Raw genomic sequence first — 20,403 nt, 5'->3', positions numbered from 1 at the left:
ATCACCTATTATACTACGTATATCACTTAAAGGAGGCAACAAACTATGAAAGCAATCGCCTATTTACAATTCAATGGTAACACACAGGAGGCATTAGATTTTTATGAAACAGCCTTACAAGCAAAGGTAATGAAAGTGAACTTTGGAGCACTCCCTCAAAATCCGACCGCCCCACTTTCAGAGGAAGAACAAAATATGATTATGGAGTCGCGCATTGAGTTTTCAAATAACATATTGATGATGTCTGACGTCTTACCTTCCATGCAGGCTGTGACAGGTGCAGTTGCACAAGGAACTAATGTTATTATTAGTATCATTGATGGCGATCCAGATACTACTAAGAGATATTTTGAGAACCTCTCTAAGGAAGGCACTATTATTATGCCCATATCTTCTGTACCTTGGTCATCGAGCTTTGGTATATTAATTGATAAATTTGGAGTGATGTGGAAGTTCAATAGTGATGCGAGTAAATTTCTTGATCGTTTAATCTAGTAGTTAAGGTTTTATTTTCTTTACAACGTAACATACCTATTTTTAATCTAACAATGAGAATGTAGTTTAAAAGCTAAGTGAAGGACAAGCTCACTTAGCTTTTTTTAGTTCTAGTAACCTGATGATGAGTTATTGGCTTTGCATTTCCAACCCCAATAATTTCGATAACAATTTAACCTTTACTATTTTCTTTATCATCATAATACGATTTCATTTCTTTATATATATATTCAGCTATGTCTTCAGGAAAAAAATGGAATCTGTCCAGTAGTCAGTCATTTTCCACTGACTTTCTGGACAGCCCCCTCCTTCATGATTACGCTTCTTCCCGGTTCCAGTACCGGTGTTTGGAGATCAATTCGACGAACGCTTCCCCAAATTCGGCTTGTGCGCTGTCTTCAACGAGCACGCCAGGTGCGCCTTTCATGCTGTCCTCCAACCACCCTTCACCTTTTCCCTGTGCCGCGATCGGCTGCATTATTAATTCCATTTCGTCAGATTCGCCGAAGTCAACTCGACATCACCATAATAATCGATGGATAGTTGAAAAGACACCTATCGGTGTCATATAATTTAAAACGTCACCAAATAGTGTCTATTTAAGAGATTTATAGCTATGGACTATGATATGTGAACAATCAAGGAGGAAAATTGACATGAGCAAAAGAAATAAAATAATTTATTGGATTGCTACCGCTTTGCTTTCGGTAGGCATGCTTAACGTGGGGATCGTCCAATTAATTAAATTGGACGTAGAAGTGGAGACGATTACGATATTGGGATATCCCCCCTATTTAATGATAGTACTTGGGGTCTCTAAAATCTTGGGCGTGATTGCCATCCTTGTTCCAAAATTTCCGCTCCTTAAAGAATGGGCTTATGCCGGTTTTTTCTTTACCGTGGCTGGAGCGCTTATTTCCCACATGATATTGGGACAACCCATTGATAGCTATTACTTCCCTTGTTCTTTCTCATTCTAACCGCTGCTTCATGGTATTTCAGACCTGAGGGTAGAAAAATCGTTTCAAACCGTTCCCTTACAACGTATTAAAAAATTTATATTTGCGCTTAAAATTATGGTGGAGCCTAAGGGGCTCGAACCCCTGACCTCTACGGTTCCAGCGTAACGCTCTACCACAATTGGGTATTACACTACCTATGGAATCTTAGACTATCATGTTCATCTTAGCCTGTTCAGAACACAGTGTAGTTGTATAAATGTATAAAATCGAAAATTTCTAATCGAGATAAACAAACTATGAAAGATAAACGCTAGCCGACGACGGAAATCAAACCCATTCGTTGGTCAACAACTGTAGTATCTTGTGCGTCTAGCAGTTCCGTTACTTACCTCTCTTCTAATATTTTTTATGATAGAAATAGTAGGACAATGTATAGCCCCCTAATTGAATAAAGATAAGGATACCTAGAACGAATGGGACAGAAAACTCCACACCTAAGAGGTATAAAATAAATAAACAATAGATTGATCCCAATGTAATAAACCAGGAAGTACTATGCGATTTGGCAAAAATGACCTTGAATCTTTCATCTATCCCTCTGTTCTTAGCTGCTTTTTTGAGTCCCCACCATACACCAAGGCCCCCAAAAGAAGCGCCAACAAGTATGCCAAGAAAGCCACTAATCTGTTCTATATTCATGACTTCTCACTTCCTTCCTCAAAAATAAATACATCTTCGATTTTGCAACGAAATACTTTAGCAATTTTATAAGCCAATTCCAATGATGGATTGTACCGACCACTTTCAATGGAGATGATCGTTTGCCGTGAAACTCCAACTTGCTCAGACAAATTTTCCTGCGTCCATCCATGTGTAGCTCTTAATTCCTTCAAACGATGCTTCATCCTATCTCTACCCTTCATGTAAAGTACCCTTTACGTAAACTATACTTTACATTCACTTTCAATGTCAAGTTTCCATTACAATTATCTGTTTTTCATATTATACAATCTCTTTTTGTATGATAAATTATAAAAATCCTGCCTTTCATCGTTTACGTACAATTGAATCAAGTATAGCCATTTTTAAATTTGAATAAGCACAATCGGAATACCATCCGGACCAACCCCATACGCCATTTTACTTGTTCCTTGACGCTTCGGCTGTATTTCCGTAACCTGTGCACCCAAACACACCGCTCCGGCATATAGCTGCTCCATTTCTCCAACCTTATATCCGATGATCCACTCGTCTGACAACTGTTTTTCTGTTCCATCCCTCTCCATGATGACACCAATCTGCTCTCCTTTGTTCCAAATCCCAATTCTAACCCGATCCCCGTCACTCATGCGCTGCATTTCCCAATCAAACACTTGCTGATAAAACTGACTTGCTTGGATCACTTCCCTCGAAAAAAGTACGATCCAGCTTAGCCTCTCCTCAGCCCCTTCTTGCTTTCCTATCCCCGTAAAAACCCCAGTTTGCTCCCAAACAGATAACACAGCCCCCTGCGGATCTTGCAGCGTCGCCATACGTCCCATCCCAGGGAGATGAAAAGGCTCAAGCATAACTTTTCCACCCGCTTCTACCGCTCTATCCAGCATTGTATCTACATGATTGACCAAAATATAAATACTAGCATGCGGCTCCGTCTCAGGAGAATAGACCGGTGAACGAAGATCTGTTAATCCCCCAATGCGTTTCGTCCCAGAATAAATCACCGTTTGATTTCGGTGGCCCCAATTTTCATTTCTAAATGACCAGCCAAACCCTTCTCGGTAAAATTTCTTACTCTTTTCAACATCTAACGACTTCAAATCCACCCAAAACAAATCACCTATGTTGTTCACTTGGTTCATTAAGTATTTCCTCCCCAATAACGCAAAAAACGCGCACACTCAAATAAATGAGTGTGCGCGTGTGCGCTTGTAATGTTTGGTGGAGCCTAGGGGGCTCGAACCCCTGACCTCTACGCTGCCAGCGTAGCGCTCTCCCAGCTGAGCTAAGGCCCCGAATTGTTTTCACTCTTAATTAATCTCCCTATAAATCATTAAGTTATTTGCGACTGCAAGAATTATTTTAGCAAATTTAAACCTTTATTGCAATATAAAATGTAACACACAAATTAAGCCGCACTAATGCATTACACTTTATTTAACTGATTATGCTCAGTCCTATATTAACCTTAGCCTCTTTAGATAAGAATAATAAAAGTAAACCAATATAAATGGAATCAAATATGAAATAAACGTCCACCCTATATTCCAGTCGTTATAATAATGAACCTTACCGAAGACAACACCAAGCCCTTCGAGAATTGTCGTGAATAAAGTGAATCCAAGAATTCCAACTAATCTAGGCCATTTTTTTCTATTTATAAAAAAAATCATGTATGTAGCTAGGACGGGATATATCCCTAAATACATGGGAATTGCGTTCATAAGCTCAAGAGAAAACGGCGTAACTTTCCAAAAGCCGAACCCCTTTCCTAAAAGATCAAAGGTTGAGGCAATAACAGAACCACATGGAGCGATGAGAACTAAGAGCTTCCTATCCTTTTTAATCAGAAAAAAAGCCACAATCCAAGGCAAAATAAAACCTAAGCTAATATTGAGGAACAAGCTACTCACTCCCTTCACACATTATCTTAGGCTCTTAGTAATTGTTTTATTCTGCAAACGAACTAGTTTATCTATACTTAATTACTACTGACTTACCAAACATATATTAATCCCTATACCTTACTAAAAGTGTTCATTCATCTCCCACGATTCAACAATTTGATGAGCCATCCTAGGACTAAATCCTCTTCCTATTAGATAAGTAATAGCAGCTACTTCCCTAAAAGCATGAGGGTACGACGTATGTTGAGCTTCTCTCAAGCCGTATTGTACGAAAGGTTCAACGGTTTGTAAGGTTTCATTTTTTAGCTGAGCATACTGTGGAGCATGGTGGTGATGTGGCTCTTGTGGCATGTAAGGCATCTGCTGAGGTGGAAAAGGCTGTTGTTGATACTGATTAGATGGCTCGATAGGATAATGTGGCATTTGTCCAGATCCGGAGGCAGGCATTTGGCCGTACTGTTGATAAGGATACATGTGCAATCTTCCTTCCCTTTTATACTTCCCTTCTAATCTATGCATTCGCCCTTCTGGGATTGAGCCCAAAAAATTTGAGTTTTCCTCCTTTATGAAAAAGGTATGGGATTATAACAATACAAATATATACGAAATACAAGCAATACGATTATCCTGAGTAAATCGGACACCTTACGTATGAATATCTTTTATTACTAGTAAGGAGGATATCTATATGAAAACTTACTTTCTATGTATGGAAAATGAATTAATTAAGGTTGAAGACAAAAAAAGCTCTGTAGCATGTACGTATCAGCTTCAGGATAAACATCCTATCTGTTTAGCTGCTGATCCTTTTAATCAACAGCGTATTTACTGTGGGACAGTTGGACACGGTCTGTGGCTTAGTGAAGATACAGGGCTTAACTGGAAGCAAATTGCGCAGGAGCTGCCCTCAAAAACCTTTACAGCAGTAGTGGTTAGTCCAACAAAAAGTAACGGAAATGTTGGAAAGGTGTATGCAGGAACACAGCCAAGTACTGTGTACTATTCTGCTGATGCAGGCTCTGCCTGGAATGAATGGTCAGACATTCCTTCTATGCCTTCATCTTCAGAGTGGGCGTTCCCACCAAAGCCACACACTCATCATGTCCGCTCTATTGTTGAAGAGCCTAACACTGGAACCATTCAGGTTGCTATTGAAGCTGGAGCTGTTTTACGTTCACAGGATGGAGGAAACACATGGTTAGATACTAAAGAAGGTCACCCAATTGATGCGCATACCCTAAAAACACATCACAAAGCTTTCAAAAGAATCTATGCTGCTTGTGGCGCAGATGGGATGATTATCTCTGAACGGGCAGTTCTTGAAAGCTTCGATCAAGGAGAAAGCTGGATAGCAACTGGACACGGGCTAGATACAAAACCATATCTTTATGACTTAGCTATTAGCTCCAATGATCCTAATACGTTAATCGTCTCAGCATCTGAAAATCCGACTACAGCCTACAATAGTTCTTCTGCCTGTTCTTCTATTTATCGCAAAGATGGAGGTTATCCTTGGAAAGAGGTAACAAAGGGGCTACCTCAATCGAAAGGTAGCTTAATCGCCAGCTTAGCAGCCGATCCTTCTCAGTATGATACATTTTATGCATTAAATAATCATGGGCTATTTTGTTCTGTAGACAAAGGTGAAACATGGGATCAGATAAAAATAGATTGGAAAAAGGAGTACCTTACACAACATCCTAGAGCTTTATTAGTTCTTTCAGAGTAATAGCTCTTGCAGAACAGCTTAGCTCTCACAGAATAACTTAGTTCTAGCAGAAAAACTTAGCCCCTTGTAGAATAACTTTTCTTGAAGAATAACTTTGTTTTTCTCATTGATTAACTTAGTTTCTCGCAATATTACCTTAATTAGTGGCAAGCTAAGTTCTAAACTAATAGGTGCAAAAATACACTTAATCCAGCTACTCTATAAAGGAAATAGGTAAATAAATACGAAAATACACTTATTTAATGTTATAACGACTGAAAAAGCCGTTTTTCAAAAAATAAGTGTATTTTTGCACTAAAAGCTTATTTTGGAACATGAATCCCTTGATATAGGTGTATTATTGCATTTGATACTTAGTTTCATTTGATACTTACTTTGTTTGATACTTACTTAAATCGATAATAAATCCATTAATCCACCATTCATCAAATGCATTCCATACTCAATTATTCCGAAGCTTCAGGCTTCGGCGCTCTAACTCTATCCTGAAATTTTCCTTTGTGAGAGCCGTCACAGAAAGGTTTGTTAGCCGTTAATCCACAGCGACAAAGGGAAACCTTTGGTCTTGTTTCAAATGCATTCCCCTCCGCATCAATAAGCTCAAACTCCCCACCTGATACAAATAATGAACCATCATCTCTAACCTGAATCGTTACTTTAGACATTTTTTATATCTCCTTTCTATATGGCACATTCCTATTAACGTTTTCCTACATACTTAAAAGGCATTCTCCCGTTATTAGAAAAACTTGGCTTATCGCCAAGTCCTAGCGAAAGCCTTAGTTTTTCTACTATCTACCTCTAAGCTTATAAATTCTGATAGTACAATGAAACTATTATGCTCTTGATCTGCGGTTACGTCCCTCAATAAAATATGCATCTGTGTAATGCCTAATCCGTTCCATAATTCTTTTCGCTTTCAGCTGCTCTATTCCTCCTTTTTGAGAATAGGACAAGTGCTCCTCTAGCTGATCATAATCATAGTTTGAAGTATATAGCGTTGGTAGCTTTTCCATTACTCGATACTGGAGAATGGCTCCGAGAATCTCATCTCTGGCCCAAGCTGAAATATTTTCCGCTCCTATATCATCAAATATTAACACAGGGACCTCTTTTAATACTTGTAGCTTCTCCTCTAAATTTTGCTCAGCAATGGCCCCTTTCATTTCGCGAAAGAAATCCGGGCTATAGACCATATATGAGGCAATGCCACGATCTGCTAGCGCATTACAGGCAGCACCAAGTAAGTAGCTTTTTCCTACACCTAGTGGGCCGTACAAATAAAGACCGATCAAGTCCTCACCTGGAGTAGCTTTTTTAGCAAAATCAAGAACAGCTTCAAACGCCTCGGCTCTCTGTGGGTCGTCTAAATCAACATTTCTCATTGAACCAGACATAATGTCCTTAGGTATCTTATGACTTTTTACAAGAGTATGTCTCTTACTGGATTCCTCTGCTCTTAGCAGATAAGAACAAGGCTTATAAGTAGCTTCAATAATCGTGTGGTAGGTCTCTAGGTGTGCAGCATGCCCACTCATCATATTGCTACATTCATGAAGACCTCGGCAGCTTTGACAGCTTTGCTGCTCACCTACAAATTCCTTAATCTTATTCATATATGGAAGGAGCTGATCGGGCTGCCATTCAGGATGATGCTGCCACCACTTTTGAAATATAGGATGACTGAGATAGTAGTGATTTTGCTTCTGAATATCCTCCTGTGAAACTCCACGCTCTCTTAACCAATCCTGCAGAACATACTTAATGGGTTCCATCCTTTAGCCTCCTCACTTTGATCTCATGCTTTCTAGACTTTTTAGCTTTTCTTCTATTCGTCTTCTTCGTTCCTGCTCTGCCTCAGTAAGCCCCATACTCTCTTCCTTCTCTATCTTACTATCAGCTCTTTGCATTTCCCTTTCATTCTTCTGCTGAGCTTCGATCCATGGAGGAAGCTTGTCTGTCCGGATAGGCTGCTTATTCCGTGAATTTGCCCTTCCAGTACTCTTACTGCCCCCATCCTTTTGCTCTTGTTTACTTTGCCATTCCTTATATTGCTGCTGCTCCTTCAAAGCAAGCTCTTGTGCTTCCTTAACCGTCTGCACGTTGAACCTTTTCCAATGAGCGGCAACCTTCGTCACTAAGCTTCTTGGCAGCTTGTAGTTATTGGTATAAAAGATGTATTCCAGAAGAAGATTAATAACAGCTGGCTCTAGCTTATACTCCAATAAAAGCTCCTCGGCTAACCTGACATCAGCTTCAGCTACCTTACCTCCGCGTTGAAATTGCTCTAGCAGCTGCAGGGGGCTAAGATTCTCAAGCTGATACAAATGTCGCTCCTCTTCCGTCAGTTCCTCAGGCTTAGTGAACACTCTTTTTTCAATAGGCTGTACATCATGAATGATACGAGGAGGCTGTCCCCCCTCCTGAAAACGATACCATTCCTTTGCTTTTTCGCTCAGTACACCTAAATCCAGCTGCTCCTGATTTGACAGTGAATCTTGGACGATTCTGGATATGCTCCATTCATCTAGCTGATAGAAAAAAGCGATCTTTTTAATATAAGGAAGGGATTGTCCGTTGTAAATTTCGTCCGCCTTTAACCCTTTCATGAGCAAACTCTTTAGTACATCAATATCTAATGCAAACCGCTCAAAGGTTGGGGAACCAGAATAAGAATCCGCCTGCTTTGGTAGCGGATAGCTTTGCTCTAATTCACTAAGCTGATCATTTAATTCACTACCTCGTTTAGCTACAAGCTCCGAAGGAGAAAGGGAAGAAAAAACCTGATGAAATTCCTTTGTAATTTCATGCTTTTGCTTCTGGAGATTTTCTCCGCCTTGAATCGTATTTGCTGAGTATCGAACTCGTAGCTCCTTATACCGCTGGGCCCCTACCTGATTATATAAACAGATACTTAACAAATCATCTCCAAAATATTGCTCAGGGGTAAGTGGATGATACAGCTCATACTCAAAGAGAGTCTGATCCTCATCCTTATGCAGCACATATGTCTTTAATAATCCTAATGCTTCTAATCTCAGCCTCGATTGATAGATCACATCTAATGATTGATTCATGACCTTCATTAGCCATTGATGATTCTTTTCAACAGAAAATAAGCGTTCTCCTTCCACTTCATCTAACAGTGTTAGGTATAACGCATAGGATAGTGCGCCAATAATAGGCTGGTAAAGATGTGTTAGTGTTTTATGTTCAGTATGACTCAAAATCCTTTTGGCCTGTACACGAAATCCGTCTATAGGTTTGACCTCATTCCAAACTAGAGCCATAACAGTAATCACCCATTCTTATATAAATGTCAAAGCGCTCATGTTTTCTTTAGTAAATCTGTTAGCTCACTAATAAATACATTAATATCTTTAAATTGTCTATATACAGAAGCGAATCGGACATAGGCAACCTCATCAATGAGGTAGAGCTCGTCCATCACCTTTTCTCCGATCTCCTGACTAGGGTACTCCTGTTGTCCTGTATTTCGTAGATCATTTTCAATTTTGTGCACGATATTTTCTAACGTTTCAAGAGCAACCGGTCTCTTTTCACAAGCACGAATAAGCCCGCGGAGAATTTTATCTCGACTAAATTCCTCTCTCGTGCCTTCCTTTTTTATGACCATGATCGGAGTTTCTTCGACAATTTCAAAAGTAGTAAATCGTTGGTAACAGGATTCGCATTCCCGTCTTCTACGTATTGAACGATTTTCATTAGAAGGTCTAGAATCCAAAACCCTTGTCCCTAAATGCCCACAGTATGGACAACGCATAATCATCAACTCCAATTTAGCTTATCCTTAGTGTCGCTTATTCTGTGTTTTTCGTCAAGAAGAGATAATGATTAACGCTTTTCTTGTTCGTCATATTCCGCTATAATATGTGACGAGTGTTTTTTTTGTTAACAACATTGTTTTTATGTAAATATATTGAATTGTAGCATACATTCACATGACTTCAAAGAACGGCATAGGACAAGGGGGAGCTCATCTTTTATGGACTGGCAGGAATTATTATTTAATTTTGTTGGTGGACTAGCCATCTTCTTATTCGGGATTAAGTTTATGTCTGACGGATTACAAAAAACCGCAGGTGACCGAATGAGAAGTATTTTAGAGAAATACACCTCTAATCCGTTGAAAGGAGTTTTAGCTGGTATATTGGTAACGGCCTTAATATCTAGTTCGACGGGAACTACGGTTATGACGATTGGTCTAGTCAATGCAGGGTTAATGACCTTGAGACAAGCAATTGGTGTCATTATGGGAGCTAATATTGGAACAACCCTGACTGCCTTTATTATTGGGATAAAAATTGATGATTACGCCCTGCCTATTATCGCTGTAGGAGTGCTTTTATTTCTTTTCGTTAAACAGCGCAAATATCAGTACGTTGGACAAATTGTTTTAGGGTTTGGACTTCTATTTTTAGGGTTAAAAACGATGAGCAGTGGTGTCAAACCATTAGCTAATCTCCAGGCTTTCCATGATTTTATTACCGATTTGTCTTCAAACCCAATTTTGGGAGCTATTGTAGGGACAGTTTTTACAGTCATCGTTCAAAGCTCATCAGCGGCAATTGCTATTCTTCAATCTCTTGCCTATGAAGGATTGATTCCACTTGCAGGAGCATTACCGGTCCTGCTAGGAGATAATTTGGGTTCTACAATAACAGCCGTCTTTGCTTCTATTGGAGCAACTGTAGCAGCTAGAAGAGCAGCAGCCTTTCACGTTATTTTCAACCTAATCGGAGTTTTTATTTTCATGTCTGTGATGAGCTTTTTCATCCCATTCATAGCTTGGCTAGGAGATATTACTGGAGCAAATATTCGAATGCAAATTGCATATGCCCATGGTATTTTTAACATGACCAATACATTAATTCATTTGCCATTTGTCACATTACTCGCCATCTTAGTCACAAAGGTGGTTCCAGGACAGATGAAACAGCTTCAATTCGGAGCGATCCATTTGGACGAGCGCTTGTTGTCTAATCCGTCTGTGGCTCTTGGTAATGCAACTCACGAGATTCTGCGCATGGGAGAATTCGCTAAAGAAACACTGAATGACGCTGTAAATTATTTCTTCACTAGAGATGAAAAGTTTGGTAAATTAGCTCTTCAGAAAGAAGAAATTGTGAACGATTTAGATAAAAAGACAACAGAATACCTCGTCCGTATTCAGCAAAGCTCACTAAGTGAGGATGAATCAGCACGAAGCTCTATTTTGATGCAAACCATTAATGATATTGAACGAATTGGGGACCATTCTGAAAATATTGCGGAGCTAGCCGAGTTCTCTGTTGCTCACAAAGTTGAGTTTTCTGAGGATGCGATAAAAGAATTAAAGGAAATGATCAATCTAACAGATAAAACGATAGGTCTAGCCATAGCTGCTTTAGAAAATGAAGATAAGCAAATTGCCGAGCAGGTTCTACAAAATGAAAGTGAAATAGATAAAATGGAACGTACCTTCCGTAAAAATCATATTTCGCGTCTTAACAAGAACCAATGTAGTGGAAATTCAGGCGCTGTTTTTCTGGATATCCTAAGTAATTTAGAGCGTATGGGTGATCATTCAAAGAATATTGCTCAATATGTTTTATATGGAGAATAAGAGTAAAAGTACGACCTAAGTCTTAAAAAATTCAAGCCTTCTGCCATAAGAAGGCTTTTTTGTTTTATGCTATACTTACAATAGCTTTGCTATAAGCAATTTGCAGGGAGTAGCTTATTACTCCTCATCCAATTGTCATATTTTTGGGGTAGAGTTCGAAGTATTATTCCTATATGATAGAATATGTATGAAAAAAGGATTGGATAGATAGAGAAGTAAATCTATAAAGGAGATGGATCCGTGCTTTTAACTTCATTAGCTACGATAGCTGGTTTTTCAATCTTGTCAAAAGCATATTGGAATACGTTTAGACCGGAATACAAGCAAATTGATATAGAATTCCAACCAACAAGAAAATTTAATGGAGAGCTCAAAATCCTCCATTTAACAGATATTCACATTGAGAAACTTTCGGTTAAGCCTGAAAAAGTCCTAGAGTTAGTTAAAGATGAAGAAATTGATTTCATTGCACTGACAGGGGATTATTTAGATCGGGTACAGAGTATTGATCGCTTTATTGATTTCATGAAAATTATTATGAAGATCCCAACCAAATATGGCGTTTACGCTGTTTGGGGTAATCATGATTGGATCGTAGCTGATCATTTACCTGAAATCCAGAAGAAGCTAGAAGCACTCGGTGTTGTAGTGCTTTCTAATGAAACACATGTGATTGAGGAAAACGATTTTGGTGTTCCTCTTCAGCTCATTGGGATTGACGATCGCTATTCAGGGCATGCCGATGTTGAAGCCTCCTTCCGTAATGTTACTGATGAAGGCATTCGCATCATTTTAACGCATGATCCTCTAGTGGTTAAAGATATCGAACAGTCATTTGATTATTTAATCTGTGGTCATTTCCATTCTGGACAAATTTATTATCCGCTCCCTGTTCATTCTTTAAAAATGGGACTAAAACCGTTCAAAAAGTATCTATGTGGACTCCAGGAGCACGAGCATGGTCCTTACTATATTAGTGGTGGCCTAGGACAAACAGGGGCTAACCTTCGTCTTGGTTGCAGACCAGAAGTAACCATGCATATTTTAAAAGGCTCTCACTCTGAGCTAAAATTAAAAGCAAAGGTTGTTGCATAGAAATAGATACATGCTGACAACCATTGTATGGCATAATAAAATCCCCCTTTCAGCAATGATTGGGGGATTTTTTGTACCTAAATATGGATATGATTTCTCTTAGGGCTTTACTACATAACTTACCTTATTCAAGAAGCTGTGCAGGTGCCTAATGACGATAAAGATCAAGCATCCTTCTTTTCAGTCAATCCTACTCCGATGAATTCCAGCTCTTTATTCACCTTTTCATAAAGATGTAACGTTGCCTTTCGGCTGAAGCCCCAATCGATAGGCAGAAAAAGTGTACTAGTTGTAATCGTAAAATCTACAGCTGTCCGATATGGAAACACCGTAATGACACTTACAACAACAAATGCTTTTCTTGGTTTTATGTATTCTGCTGTAATTTCTCCATGATCCTCCGAGTAGTCTAGTAGACGAAGCTGTGGATCACTTTCAATAATCGACTTAACCGCTTGCATGACTTTAGATTTATTGGCCTTGTAGTATCTAGTTTGCAAATCTTTATTTCGATGCTGCTCTAATGTTTCCGTTCGATTAGAAAAAAAATCCTTAAATCCCATGAACACTCCTCCTCTTTAACACACTACCATCTATTATAGCAAAGCCTTCTAGATTAGAGCAAAGAGAAATAGGTCCTTTCGAGGATTATATTCTATATTGGCTTTATGGCTTTATAACTTTATGACATACAAAATCAAATCGCAAAAAGGATAACCACGCCTGAGTATGGTTATCCTACAAATACTATCTAATAAATATATCTGTCATTTAAATAGCTATGTCATTAGAAGCTATCCATAAAGGTAGTTCTGTTTAATCAAGAAGCTTATGAATGAAGAACAGCTTCCTGCCTATTAATCAATAATCGTTCCCCCACAAACTTAGCTAAATCCACTACACGGCAGGAGTAGCCCCACTCGTTATCGTACCAGGCAATCACCTTAATCTGATTTGAACCCATCATCATGGTAGATAATCCATCAATAATAGCTGAATGTGAATTTCCCACATAATCTATAGATACAAGTGGCTCTTCCGTATACTCTATAATTCCCTTAAGCTGACGTTCACTAGCCTGCTGTAGCGTTTGGTTGACCAGCTCAACCGTAGCCTCTTGCTCCACATTCACAACTAAATCAACAACTGAAACATTAGGAGTTGGGACACGAAGGGCTAATCCATTAAGCTTACCTTCTAACTGTGGAAGAACCTTAGATACCGCTTTAGCAGCCCCCGTTGTTGTAGGAATAATGGATTGAGCACAGGCTCTAGCCCGGCGAAGATCCTTATGTGGATTATCTAAATTCTTCTGATCGTTTGTGTAGGAATGAATCGTTGTCATCATTCCCTCCCTAATCCCAAATTGACTGTCTAGGATGCTGGCAATAGGAGCAAGGCAGTTTGTCGTACAGGAAGCGTTAGAAATCAAGTGATGCTGTTCAGGATCGTACTTTCTCTCATTCACTCCCATAACAATCGTTATATCCTCCTGCTTACCAGGAGCGGTTAAGATGACCTTTTTCGCTCCACTGATAAAATGCTTGGACGCCGCTTCACGATGATTAAATTGACCTGTTGCTTCTATGACTATATCTACCCCTAGCTCTCCCCAAGGAAGCTCAAGAGGGTCTCTTTTCGCTAAAAGCTCTATACGCTTACCGTCTACAATAAGAGCCTTCTCCTCTATTTCAATCTGTACATCAAATTTGCCTTGTACCGAATCATATTGAATTAAATGAGCTAACGTTTCAGCCGGATAGGAGGCATTAATGGCAACAATCTTAAGAGAAGAATCTTTAATAGCACGCCTGAAAACCATTCTCCCTATTCTCCCGAAGCCATTAATTGCAATTTTGGTTGTCATTAATCTGTTTCCTCCTCAATATAGGTTATACTAATTATAATATAATTATATTAAGTATAGCATATATTGCAACTAAAAGTTTTATTTTGTGTCTTTTTATATATAAAAAAGCAGCCTGATTGCGACCATACATTTGTTGATCAGCATAGGCTGCTAATTAATTAAGTGCTTAATTTTAAGTGCTTAATTCTCTGTATAACTTTTATATTGCTCTTTGAGCACGAGTAGCTTTTCCTTCAATCTCTGTGGCAAATTAACTTCTTCATTTAGGAAAGCTTGAATTCGATCTGGATGCTCCATTCCATGCTTAGCCCAGTACATTTCAATAACATGGACTCTTTGCTCCTTGCCCGGCATTAAGCTATATAAAACATACCAGTCCTCTAAATATGAATATGGTACGAGCTGACCTTGGATCTCTTTATGATAAGCAATCGTAGATTGGTTAAATGTGTAATCAAATATTCCCTCATCATGCTCAATTCTGAGACCACACATGACATCAATTTCTGCCTGTTTCATTACTATTTGATAGAATCTGTTGGTCAAAAAGGGAGCTCTTGATTCTAGAGCTCGTCTCTCCCCTTCACGTGTCAGGAGCAATTCAGCTTGAGCGGTATCTTCCTGCTGAACAATAATATCCAAATCTCTCGGCTGTTTCACAAGGTTGTATTGAGCTAGAAGAGTAGAACCCCCAACTCCCCAAACTACACCACTCGTTGAAAAAGTATGAGCTAGCTGTGCGAGTACATTGGAGAAAGCAGGAGAATCTACACCCCGAGATTTTTGCACCTCATTCAATATGTCTGTTTTCTTCAAAGCAATATAGTGATCTTCTTTCTGTAAGGAAGCCCATAGGGTTTTGTTACGATACTCCTTTTCGCTTCCAACTTCTTCACCGAACCATTCAGGAGCAGAGAAACTCTTAGCCTCCTCCTCCGTCTTAAATTCGACCTCTATGGTCATCATGTCAAAGCCGCTGTACTCATCTATTTCATAAACCATACCCTCTTCTACTACCGTTGTCCGCACCTTTTTTAATGGTTTTTTTCCTTCAATAAGCTGATCATACAGCTCCTCTGAGATCTCGTATTCAATTTCCTTTCTTGCTATACCCTGCCCTTCTTTAAACGTATGAACAAAGCTTTTCGTGCATTGTCCTTCCTTCTCTTCGACAATCTTTCTAACTCTTAGCTCCTGATAATCCGTTAGAGCTAAATAGGTTTGTTCAAAGCTTTGTCTAGCTAGAACTTTAAACTGACCTTGACTAATCCTATCCTGCGGAAACTTCTCAAGCAAATACTTTCTTTCAATTTCAAGACCCATCCCTCTTCTTCCCTTCTTTTAAATACGCGATTAGTTTATGCTTAACGCCAAAGCCGACTTTTTCATACACATGCAATGCTTCTGCATTTTCAGCCCCAACACAAAGCCTAATTTCAGATAGTTGATCAAAGGTGAAAAACCAAGAAATAGCTGTTTGAATAAGCTTTGTTCCAATCCCTCTGCCTCTATACTTTTCCGGAACGCCAAAAAACTCAATACTTGCCTCTCCAAATTCGAGATCAGCTTCCACATAAATATATCCTGCTAGCTGCTCATCCTCTTTATGTATAAAAACTCGGTGCTCCTTTTGCTCTAAGCGTTTAAGTATATCTGCTCCACTGTAGTAAGTGTCAGGAAACACTTGATCATGAAGCCGAATAAAGTCCTTTTCAAGCTGTGGAGGTAGCTCTGTAGCAGCATGCTCTGGTGAGCTGAAGGAAGCTTTATCTAGCACAAGTATAACCTCCTCACTTCTTCTCTTAGCTTGAATGTGATCTAAAAAGTTAATCACTGTCTTATTCGCTGTATTTACAAAAAAGAAATAGTGCTGCACATGCTCTGCTACACCATTTGAAAGCCAGTAGCTCCATAGCTGTTCATGAGATATCAAGTTTTGATCAGCTGCAAATGGACCCCATACCTCAGCTTGACCACCTTCAACGTCGATATCAAAGCCAAGCACTCCAACTAGCTGTTCACCATCAAAAGCAACAACAAAGGATTGGTCGATAGAAAATTCACCTTCGTTTCCCCAATCATTCCTTAAGGTTTGTTCAATTTCATCCTGTTGCTGCCCACAATAACCAATATGCTGTTCTGAAAAAGCATTTAATCGTGAAATTAATTCCGCAATCTTAGGGATTTCACTTATACTGGCCATTTGTATCCTCATTATTACTTCCTCCCATCCATCTTTCTGATATTAGAATACCTATTCATTCTTTTTAAAAGGACAAATACATGCTCATTAGCTTGCGGAATATAGGTTGTAGCCGTTAGCTCTATTTGACTATCTATATTCGATCCAATAAAGTCAATCATTCTCTGTGTAATAATTATATGATCAGCTTCTTTAAGCTTACCAGGAAGCTGAAAAACCACCGCTTCAATGCCTTCAGCCTGTCCACATTTGACCCACCTTTTAATGGTAGGAAGAGAATGAAGAATGTTCTCTTCAATGGTCTTTTGAGAATCCCAAGCATTGGCTCCCCACACCTTTGGTGTATTGTCCTGCCCATTCTCATTTAAGGCTTGCAAATACTCTGCCCTTGAACCTTCAGTTATCGGGTCATGTGTGATATCAAACCTATTTTTATCTCTAACAAGGTTTCGGCTAATGATGACTTCAACATGATCAAAAAGCTTAACCTCTACCGTATTGGCTAACTTAATTAGTAGCTTATGAAGATGTGCTACTTCGGTTGCCACACTTTTATGCTGCTCACTTGGCTTTTTCTTCTTGTCTCCCTCGTAGTGATTAAGAATCCGAGCGATCTGACCACTTTGGGCGGTTACATGCAGTAGCCCTTGAATAGGAGTTTCAAACTGGTCAAGCTCCGCGTACATTTCCTCAGGAACAACAGGGCAATGAATTCTCTTATACTCATTCTCTAACTGAGCGGCATACTGATGAGCCAGACAGGTTGAAATAAAAAATAAATCTGTTAGCTCAGCAGCCAATTCTTCCTTCCAAGCCATATCCCTAGTTTCCTGTAGAAGAAGTTCATTAACCTCCCCTATTTCTTCAAGCAGTCGAGCTAGGCTGGATAAAGGTCTCCAATAACCACCTAATGCTTGAATAGCAGAATCTATACTTTCCTGATAATAGGCTATCGTTTTCATCTCTTTGTTCTCCTTTATCCCCTTTACAAAATTCTAACTTGTATCTTCTAAATGATCTACCTAAAACGAAACCATTCTCCCAAAAGGAAGAACGGTTTCATTTTGTTTATTATACCATAGCTCTATATATGCCGTGCTTAGAATCTTGCTTATATGATATCCAACTAGGGCCATCATTCAAGAACAAACAGATTCTGATAAAATAGGTCGCGTAATGGGGATGATGTCAACGGCCTCCAATGGTTTAATACCATTGTCATATGGTATGACTTCTGTTGCTCTTTCACTTAATATTTCTATATCTTTAATCTTACTTTATTGTAGTAGCTTCGTCATTCTCTTTTCGTTTTTCGTACTTTGGAAATTTGATACGCTCCGCTCTCTACAATAAAAAATCTTCCTCTTCTTTTATTAGCCTCGGAGTCAAAGCAATTACTCTTATCTTCACTTTTTTTAGATAGCTTATAAACATATAAATTTTTTAACTATCCAAAAACGAAACCATCCTCTCGTCGAAGAATAGTTTCGTTTATATCTGGATAAATGAAATTTTATGTCTGAGAACTGACTCTACTTCCCTTGATTTAAAGGAAGATTAGCCTTATCCACTAAACGTCCCTTCTTGGCGTAGTACCAGCTGTAGTAAAAGAAGAAAATCGCCATTATGACATAACCGATAGCAAAATCATTAGCTGCCCCAAGGCTTAACGCAGGTGCATGAATCAAACCAATAAAGGAAAGTAAAGCACCGACAAGCGAGAACACACCAGCCTTATTAAATTGACGATCAATGATGTACACAGTTATTGCCCCGAAAATAATACCTGTAAACATTGCTCCATGGCCCAAAGGCACAATACCAGTCGATATCCCTTGAACCACTTCACCAGCATTATTGTTAAAGCGAGTCATAATATAGTTAGACAGATAAGGAAGCATAGCCATGACTACCGCTGGATAATATTTCGTTTCGTTCGTTTGGAACGTTGTTGATACCATAGATATCCCTACAAACACTAAAATTGGTGCTACAACAGCAGCAGGAATAATCGCAGACAAGGCTGCAATGACACCAGTAATCGCTGTAAGACCAAACACTATAGCGTTAACAATACTATATCCTCGTCCTGCTCCCATCCATTTAGATCCAACAGAAGCGATATACACAGTAGTTGGGAAAGGCCCACCAAACAATGCCCCTACCATAGCTCCGATTCCATCCACAGCCTGACATTCTCTAACATCATAACGATCTCCTGTAGAAGCCATCGCTTCTACGTTATTCATCGTCTCAATCGCATTGTATAGAGTAATGGGAAGAACAACAGCAAACAAAGCAATTAATGTACCAAATAAATAGCTTAATCCCTCGAAGGCAGCAAAGGAAGGAAGCATTGGATAAAACCCAAAGTTCTCTAGCCCTGCTTGAATTTGACCCGTATCCACCTGACCTAATGCATAGGCCAGCACCGTACCGAGTACAATAGCGAACAATGAAGCAGGAATTTTAAACGGCATGGTGAGCTTTCCAAGGATTCCAATTAAAATAATAGCTAAAACTAATAGCCCCACCACAGGTAATTCAAACGTCTTAAAAAGCATTTCTCCCGCTATAAAAGTTAAGGCAACCCCAGATAAAGCCCCTAAAATAGCAGCCTTTGGAAGATGGTCACGTAGCCAGTTTCCTGTAACACTTACTAATGCTTCGATTAATCCACTAATAAATGCAGCCGCTAAAGCAATCTTCCAAGCTAACTCCGGATCACCAGTAATCGTTATTGCTGGAAGCAGAACTCCGAATAGGAAGACGAACATAACGGGTGTACTTACTCCATAAGATAGCGCTGTTACGTCCGTACGGTTTTCCTTTTTAGCTAAGCGATTGGCCATATAGGCGTAGTAGAGATTCCCTACCAATACAGCTACCGCCACACCAGGAATGACCTTACCAAATACAATACTCGCAGGGAAACCCATCCCCAGCATACTTACCGCTATAATAACGAAGTTAGCTAAATTATTTTGAAACAACGCGAAAAAAGCGTCAGTGTCTTCTTTTTTGTACCACGGGTACTTTACCGCCTGCTTGTTTATCATGAATGCTCATCCTCCATAAATTCTACGATTCCATCTCTTAAGCTCTTAATTCGGGCTAAAGAGTGTACAGGGTACCCTAAATCCCGTAGCTTTTGACCACCATCCTGAAAGGACTTTTCGATGATAATTCCTATTCCAGCAATTGTAGCTCCAGCCTGTTGAACAATGTCAATTAATCCGTGAGCTGCTGCACCATGTGCTAAGAAGTCATCAATAATGTACACATGCTCATCAGCATCCAAGAATTTTTTTGATACGGTGATATCGTTTGTCTCTTCCTTTGTAAAGGAGTAAACCTGAGACACATAATTTTCGTCTGTCATCGTTAAGGATTTTTTCTTGCGGGCAAAAATAACTGGTACATCAAGCTCTAAGCCAGTTGTCAAAGCGGCAGGAATTCCAGAGGATTCAATCGTTAAGATTTTAGTTACTTTTTTGTTTTCTGTGGCGTAGCCTTCATGGATTCTTGCGGAAAATTCCTTGCCGATACCCACCATAAGCTGTGGATCAACCTGATGATTCAAAAAAGAATCAACCTTTAATACCTGATCAGATAATACTCTTCCCTCTTGCAGGATTTTCTTCTTCAATTCTTGCATGTAGGAGCCTCTCCCTTTCATCGTTATAAAGTGTTGTAGTGTGTAAAGCTTGTCCAACCGATATTTTCCAACAAAAAAAGCCTACTATGGCTGTCATAAGTGACAATCCTAGTAGGCTTTAATAGAGTAGAAGCTAATTCT

The 20,403-nt window shown here is 39.3% G+C and carries 22 protein-coding genes and 1 tRNA gene; 5 read left to right on the top strand and 18 right to left on the bottom strand.

What is annotated here, in order from left to right; genetic code table 11:
- The first annotated feature begins 45 nt into the window (after positions 1-45).
- The gene (locus tag J2S11_RS05860) at positions 46-495 is read left to right on the top strand and encodes a VOC family protein (protein WP_307392206.1); all 450 of its coding nucleotides are present in this window, start codon (positions 46-48) and stop codon (positions 493-495) included.
- A 316-nt stretch (positions 496-811) separates the two neighbouring features.
- On the opposite strand, the gene J2S11_RS05855 is transcribed toward J2S11_RS05860, so the two are convergent.
- Entirely contained in the window at positions 812-973 is a 162-nt protein-coding gene (locus J2S11_RS05855) for a hypothetical protein (protein ID WP_307392203.1), read from the bottom strand.
- A 178-nt stretch (positions 974-1,151) separates the two neighbouring features.
- Between J2S11_RS05855 and J2S11_RS05850 the strand changes: the two genes are divergently transcribed.
- Positions 1,152-1,475 (top strand): DoxX family protein, encoded by a 324-nt coding sequence (locus tag J2S11_RS05850; RefSeq protein WP_307392199.1) that lies wholly within the window; start codon positions 1,152-1,154, stop codon positions 1,473-1,475.
- A gap of 378 nt (positions 1,476-1,853) precedes the next feature.
- Here J2S11_RS05850 and J2S11_RS05845 read toward each other — a convergent pair whose 3' ends face one another.
- From J2S11_RS05845 to J2S11_RS05825, 6 genes are all read right to left on the bottom strand, one after another.
- A complete protein-coding gene (locus tag J2S11_RS05845) occupies positions 1,854-2,156 on the bottom strand; it encodes a hypothetical protein (RefSeq protein ID WP_307392196.1) in 303 nt (100 codons plus the stop codon).
- Complete coding sequence (locus J2S11_RS05840; protein ID WP_307392591.1) at positions 2,153-2,362, bottom strand: helix-turn-helix transcriptional regulator; 210 nt, start codon at positions 2,360-2,362, stop codon at positions 2,153-2,155. The genes J2S11_RS05845 and J2S11_RS05840 overlap by 4 nt, the downstream gene beginning before the upstream one ends.
- 180 nt (positions 2,363-2,542) lie before the next feature.
- Positions 2,543-3,316, bottom strand: a complete 774-nt coding sequence (locus tag J2S11_RS05835; protein WP_307392192.1) for a VOC family protein — start codon at positions 3,314-3,316, stop codon at positions 2,543-2,545.
- A gap of 77 nt (positions 3,317-3,393) precedes the next feature.
- Positions 3,394-3,469 (bottom strand) — tRNA-Ala (locus tag J2S11_RS05830).
- A gap of 162 nt (positions 3,470-3,631) precedes the next feature.
- A complete protein-coding gene (locus J2S11_RS22275) occupies positions 3,632-4,036 on the bottom strand; it encodes a CBO0543 family protein (protein ID WP_370875470.1) in 405 nt (134 codons plus the stop codon).
- A 165-nt stretch (positions 4,037-4,201) separates the two neighbouring features.
- Positions 4,202-4,555, bottom strand: a complete 354-nt coding sequence (locus J2S11_RS05825) for a hypothetical protein (protein ID WP_307392607.1) — start codon at positions 4,553-4,555, stop codon at positions 4,202-4,204.
- A gap of 214 nt (positions 4,556-4,769) precedes the next feature.
- Between J2S11_RS05825 and J2S11_RS05820 the strand changes: the two genes are divergently transcribed.
- Positions 4,770-5,810 (top strand): WD40/YVTN/BNR-like repeat-containing protein, encoded by a 1,041-nt coding sequence (locus J2S11_RS05820; protein WP_307392189.1) that lies wholly within the window; start codon positions 4,770-4,772, stop codon positions 5,808-5,810.
- A 446-nt stretch (positions 5,811-6,256) separates the two neighbouring features.
- On the opposite strand, the gene J2S11_RS05815 is transcribed toward J2S11_RS05820, so the two are convergent.
- The 4 genes from J2S11_RS05815 to nrdR form a co-directional block, all read right to left on the bottom strand.
- Positions 6,257-6,475 carry a CDGSH iron-sulfur domain-containing protein gene (locus J2S11_RS05815; protein ID WP_307392185.1) on the bottom strand — a complete coding sequence of 73 codons (219 nt, stop codon included), beginning with the start codon at positions 6,473-6,475 and terminating at the stop codon, positions 6,257-6,259.
- Between the two features lie 171 nt (positions 6,476-6,646).
- Positions 6,647-7,585, bottom strand: coding sequence for a primosomal protein DnaI (gene dnaI / locus J2S11_RS05810; protein WP_307392182.1), 939 nt, complete (start codon positions 7,583-7,585; stop codon positions 6,647-6,649).
- Between the two features lie 12 nt (positions 7,586-7,597).
- Positions 7,598-9,100 carry a replication initiation and membrane attachment family protein gene (locus J2S11_RS05805; protein ID WP_307392179.1) on the bottom strand — a complete coding sequence of 501 codons (1,503 nt, stop codon included), beginning with the start codon at positions 9,098-9,100 and terminating at the stop codon, positions 7,598-7,600.
- A 38-nt stretch (positions 9,101-9,138) separates the two neighbouring features.
- The gene (gene nrdR, locus J2S11_RS05800) at positions 9,139-9,594 is read right to left on the bottom strand and encodes a transcriptional regulator NrdR (protein ID WP_307392588.1); all 456 of its coding nucleotides are present in this window, start codon (positions 9,592-9,594) and stop codon (positions 9,139-9,141) included.
- 222 nt (positions 9,595-9,816) lie between these two features.
- On the opposite strand from nrdR, the gene J2S11_RS05795 reads away from it, so the two are divergent.
- Both J2S11_RS05795 and J2S11_RS05790 read left to right on the top strand, forming a co-directional pair.
- The gene (locus J2S11_RS05795; protein WP_307392177.1) at positions 9,817-11,436 is read left to right on the top strand and encodes a Na/Pi cotransporter family protein; all 1,620 of its coding nucleotides are present in this window, start codon (positions 9,817-9,819) and stop codon (positions 11,434-11,436) included.
- A gap of 240 nt (positions 11,437-11,676) precedes the next feature.
- Positions 11,677-12,531, top strand: a complete 855-nt coding sequence (locus J2S11_RS05790) for a metallophosphoesterase (protein WP_307392174.1) — start codon at positions 11,677-11,679, stop codon at positions 12,529-12,531.
- Positions 12,532-12,695: 164 nt separating this feature from the next.
- Here J2S11_RS05790 and J2S11_RS05785 read toward each other — a convergent pair whose 3' ends face one another.
- The 7 genes from J2S11_RS05785 to J2S11_RS05755 all read right to left on the bottom strand — a co-directional run bounded on the left by J2S11_RS05785 (position 12,696) and on the right by J2S11_RS05755 (position 20,262).
- Positions 12,696-13,094: a cytosolic protein gene (locus tag J2S11_RS05785; protein WP_307392171.1), complete on the bottom strand. Its 399-nt coding sequence runs from the start codon at positions 13,092-13,094 to the stop codon at positions 12,696-12,698.
- A gap of 266 nt (positions 13,095-13,360) precedes the next feature.
- Positions 13,361-14,398: a glyceraldehyde-3-phosphate dehydrogenase gene (locus J2S11_RS05780; protein ID WP_307392167.1), complete on the bottom strand. Its 1,038-nt coding sequence runs from the start codon at positions 14,396-14,398 to the stop codon at positions 13,361-13,363.
- A gap of 183 nt (positions 14,399-14,581) precedes the next feature.
- Positions 14,582-15,724, bottom strand: a complete 1,143-nt coding sequence (locus J2S11_RS05775) for a CYTH domain-containing protein (protein WP_307392165.1) — start codon at positions 15,722-15,724, stop codon at positions 14,582-14,584.
- A complete protein-coding gene (locus J2S11_RS05770; protein WP_307392162.1) occupies positions 15,714-16,616 on the bottom strand; it encodes a GNAT family N-acetyltransferase in 903 nt (300 codons plus the stop codon). Before J2S11_RS05770 ends, J2S11_RS05775 begins: the two co-directional genes overlap by 11 nt.
- Positions 16,617-16,618: 2 nt before the next feature.
- Positions 16,619-17,566, bottom strand: coding sequence for a nucleoside triphosphate pyrophosphohydrolase family protein (locus tag J2S11_RS05765; protein ID WP_307392159.1), 948 nt, complete (start codon positions 17,564-17,566; stop codon positions 16,619-16,621).
- 570 nt (positions 17,567-18,136) lie between these two features.
- Positions 18,137-19,663 carry a SulP family inorganic anion transporter gene (locus J2S11_RS05760; protein WP_307392156.1) on the bottom strand — a complete coding sequence of 509 codons (1,527 nt, stop codon included), beginning with the start codon at positions 19,661-19,663 and terminating at the stop codon, positions 18,137-18,139.
- Positions 19,660-20,262, bottom strand: coding sequence for a xanthine phosphoribosyltransferase (locus J2S11_RS05755; RefSeq protein ID WP_307392154.1), 603 nt, complete (start codon positions 20,260-20,262; stop codon positions 19,660-19,662). The genes J2S11_RS05760 and J2S11_RS05755 overlap by 4 nt, the downstream gene beginning before the upstream one ends.
- Positions 20,263-20,403 lie beyond the last annotated feature (141 nt).

This window comes from Bacillus horti (genome assembly GCF_030813115.1).
GTDB lineage: Bacteria > Bacillota > Bacilli > Caldalkalibacillales > JCM-10596 > Bacillus_CH > Bacillus_CH horti.
The sequence above is the reverse complement of the archived record's forward strand: the minus strand, read 5'-3'. Positions and strand labels throughout refer to the sequence as shown.

Coding starts and splice junctions, on each gene's coding strand:
- J2S11_RS05860 (WP_307392206.1), top strand. CDS start 46: ATGAAAGCAATCGCCTATTTACAATTCAATGGTAACACACAGGAGGCA.
- J2S11_RS05855 (WP_307392203.1), bottom strand. CDS start 973: ATGCAGCCGATCGCGGCACAGGGAAAAGGTGAAGGGTGGTTGGAGGAC.
- J2S11_RS05850 (WP_307392199.1), top strand. CDS start 1,152: ATGAGCAAAAGAAATAAAATAATTTATTGGATTGCTACCGCTTTGCTT.
- J2S11_RS05845 (WP_307392196.1), bottom strand. CDS start 2,156: ATGAATATAGAACAGATTAGTGGCTTTCTTGGCATACTTGTTGGCGCT.
- J2S11_RS05840 (WP_307392591.1), bottom strand. CDS start 2,362: ATGAAGCATCGTTTGAAGGAATTAAGAGCTACACATGGATGGACGCAG.
- J2S11_RS05835 (WP_307392192.1), bottom strand. CDS start 3,316: ATGAACCAAGTGAACAACATAGGTGATTTGTTTTGGGTGGATTTGAAG.
- J2S11_RS05825 (WP_307392607.1), bottom strand. CDS start 4,555: ATGTATCCTTATCAACAGTACGGCCAAATGCCTGCCTCCGGATCTGGA.
- J2S11_RS05820 (WP_307392189.1), top strand. CDS start 4,770: ATGAAAACTTACTTTCTATGTATGGAAAATGAATTAATTAAGGTTGAA.
- J2S11_RS05815 (WP_307392185.1), bottom strand. CDS start 6,475: ATGTCTAAAGTAACGATTCAGGTTAGAGATGATGGTTCATTATTTGTA.
- dnaI (WP_307392182.1), bottom strand. CDS start 7,585: ATGGAACCCATTAAGTATGTTCTGCAGGATTGGTTAAGAGAGCGTGGA.
- J2S11_RS05805 (WP_307392179.1), bottom strand. CDS start 9,100: ATGGCTCTAGTTTGGAATGAGGTCAAACCTATAGACGGATTTCGTGTA.
- nrdR (WP_307392588.1), bottom strand. CDS start 9,594: ATGCGTTGTCCATACTGTGGGCATTTAGGGACAAGGGTTTTGGATTCT.
- J2S11_RS05795 (WP_307392177.1), top strand. CDS start 9,817: ATGGACTGGCAGGAATTATTATTTAATTTTGTTGGTGGACTAGCCATC.
- J2S11_RS05785 (WP_307392171.1), bottom strand. CDS start 13,094: ATGGGATTTAAGGATTTTTTTTCTAATCGAACGGAAACATTAGAGCAG.
- J2S11_RS05780 (WP_307392167.1), bottom strand. CDS start 14,398: ATGACAACCAAAATTGCAATTAATGGCTTCGGGAGAATAGGGAGAATG.
- J2S11_RS05775 (WP_307392165.1), bottom strand. CDS start 15,724: ATGGGTCTTGAAATTGAAAGAAAGTATTTGCTTGAGAAGTTTCCGCAG.
- J2S11_RS05770 (WP_307392162.1), bottom strand. CDS start 16,616: ATGAGGATACAAATGGCCAGTATAAGTGAAATCCCTAAGATTGCGGAA.
- J2S11_RS05765 (WP_307392159.1), bottom strand. CDS start 17,566: ATGAAAACGATAGCCTATTATCAGGAAAGTATAGATTCTGCTATTCAA.
- J2S11_RS05760 (WP_307392156.1), bottom strand. CDS start 19,663: ATGATAAACAAGCAGGCGGTAAAGTACCCGTGGTACAAAAAAGAAGAC.
- J2S11_RS05755 (WP_307392154.1), bottom strand. CDS start 20,262: ATGCAAGAATTGAAGAAGAAAATCCTGCAAGAGGGAAGAGTATTATCT.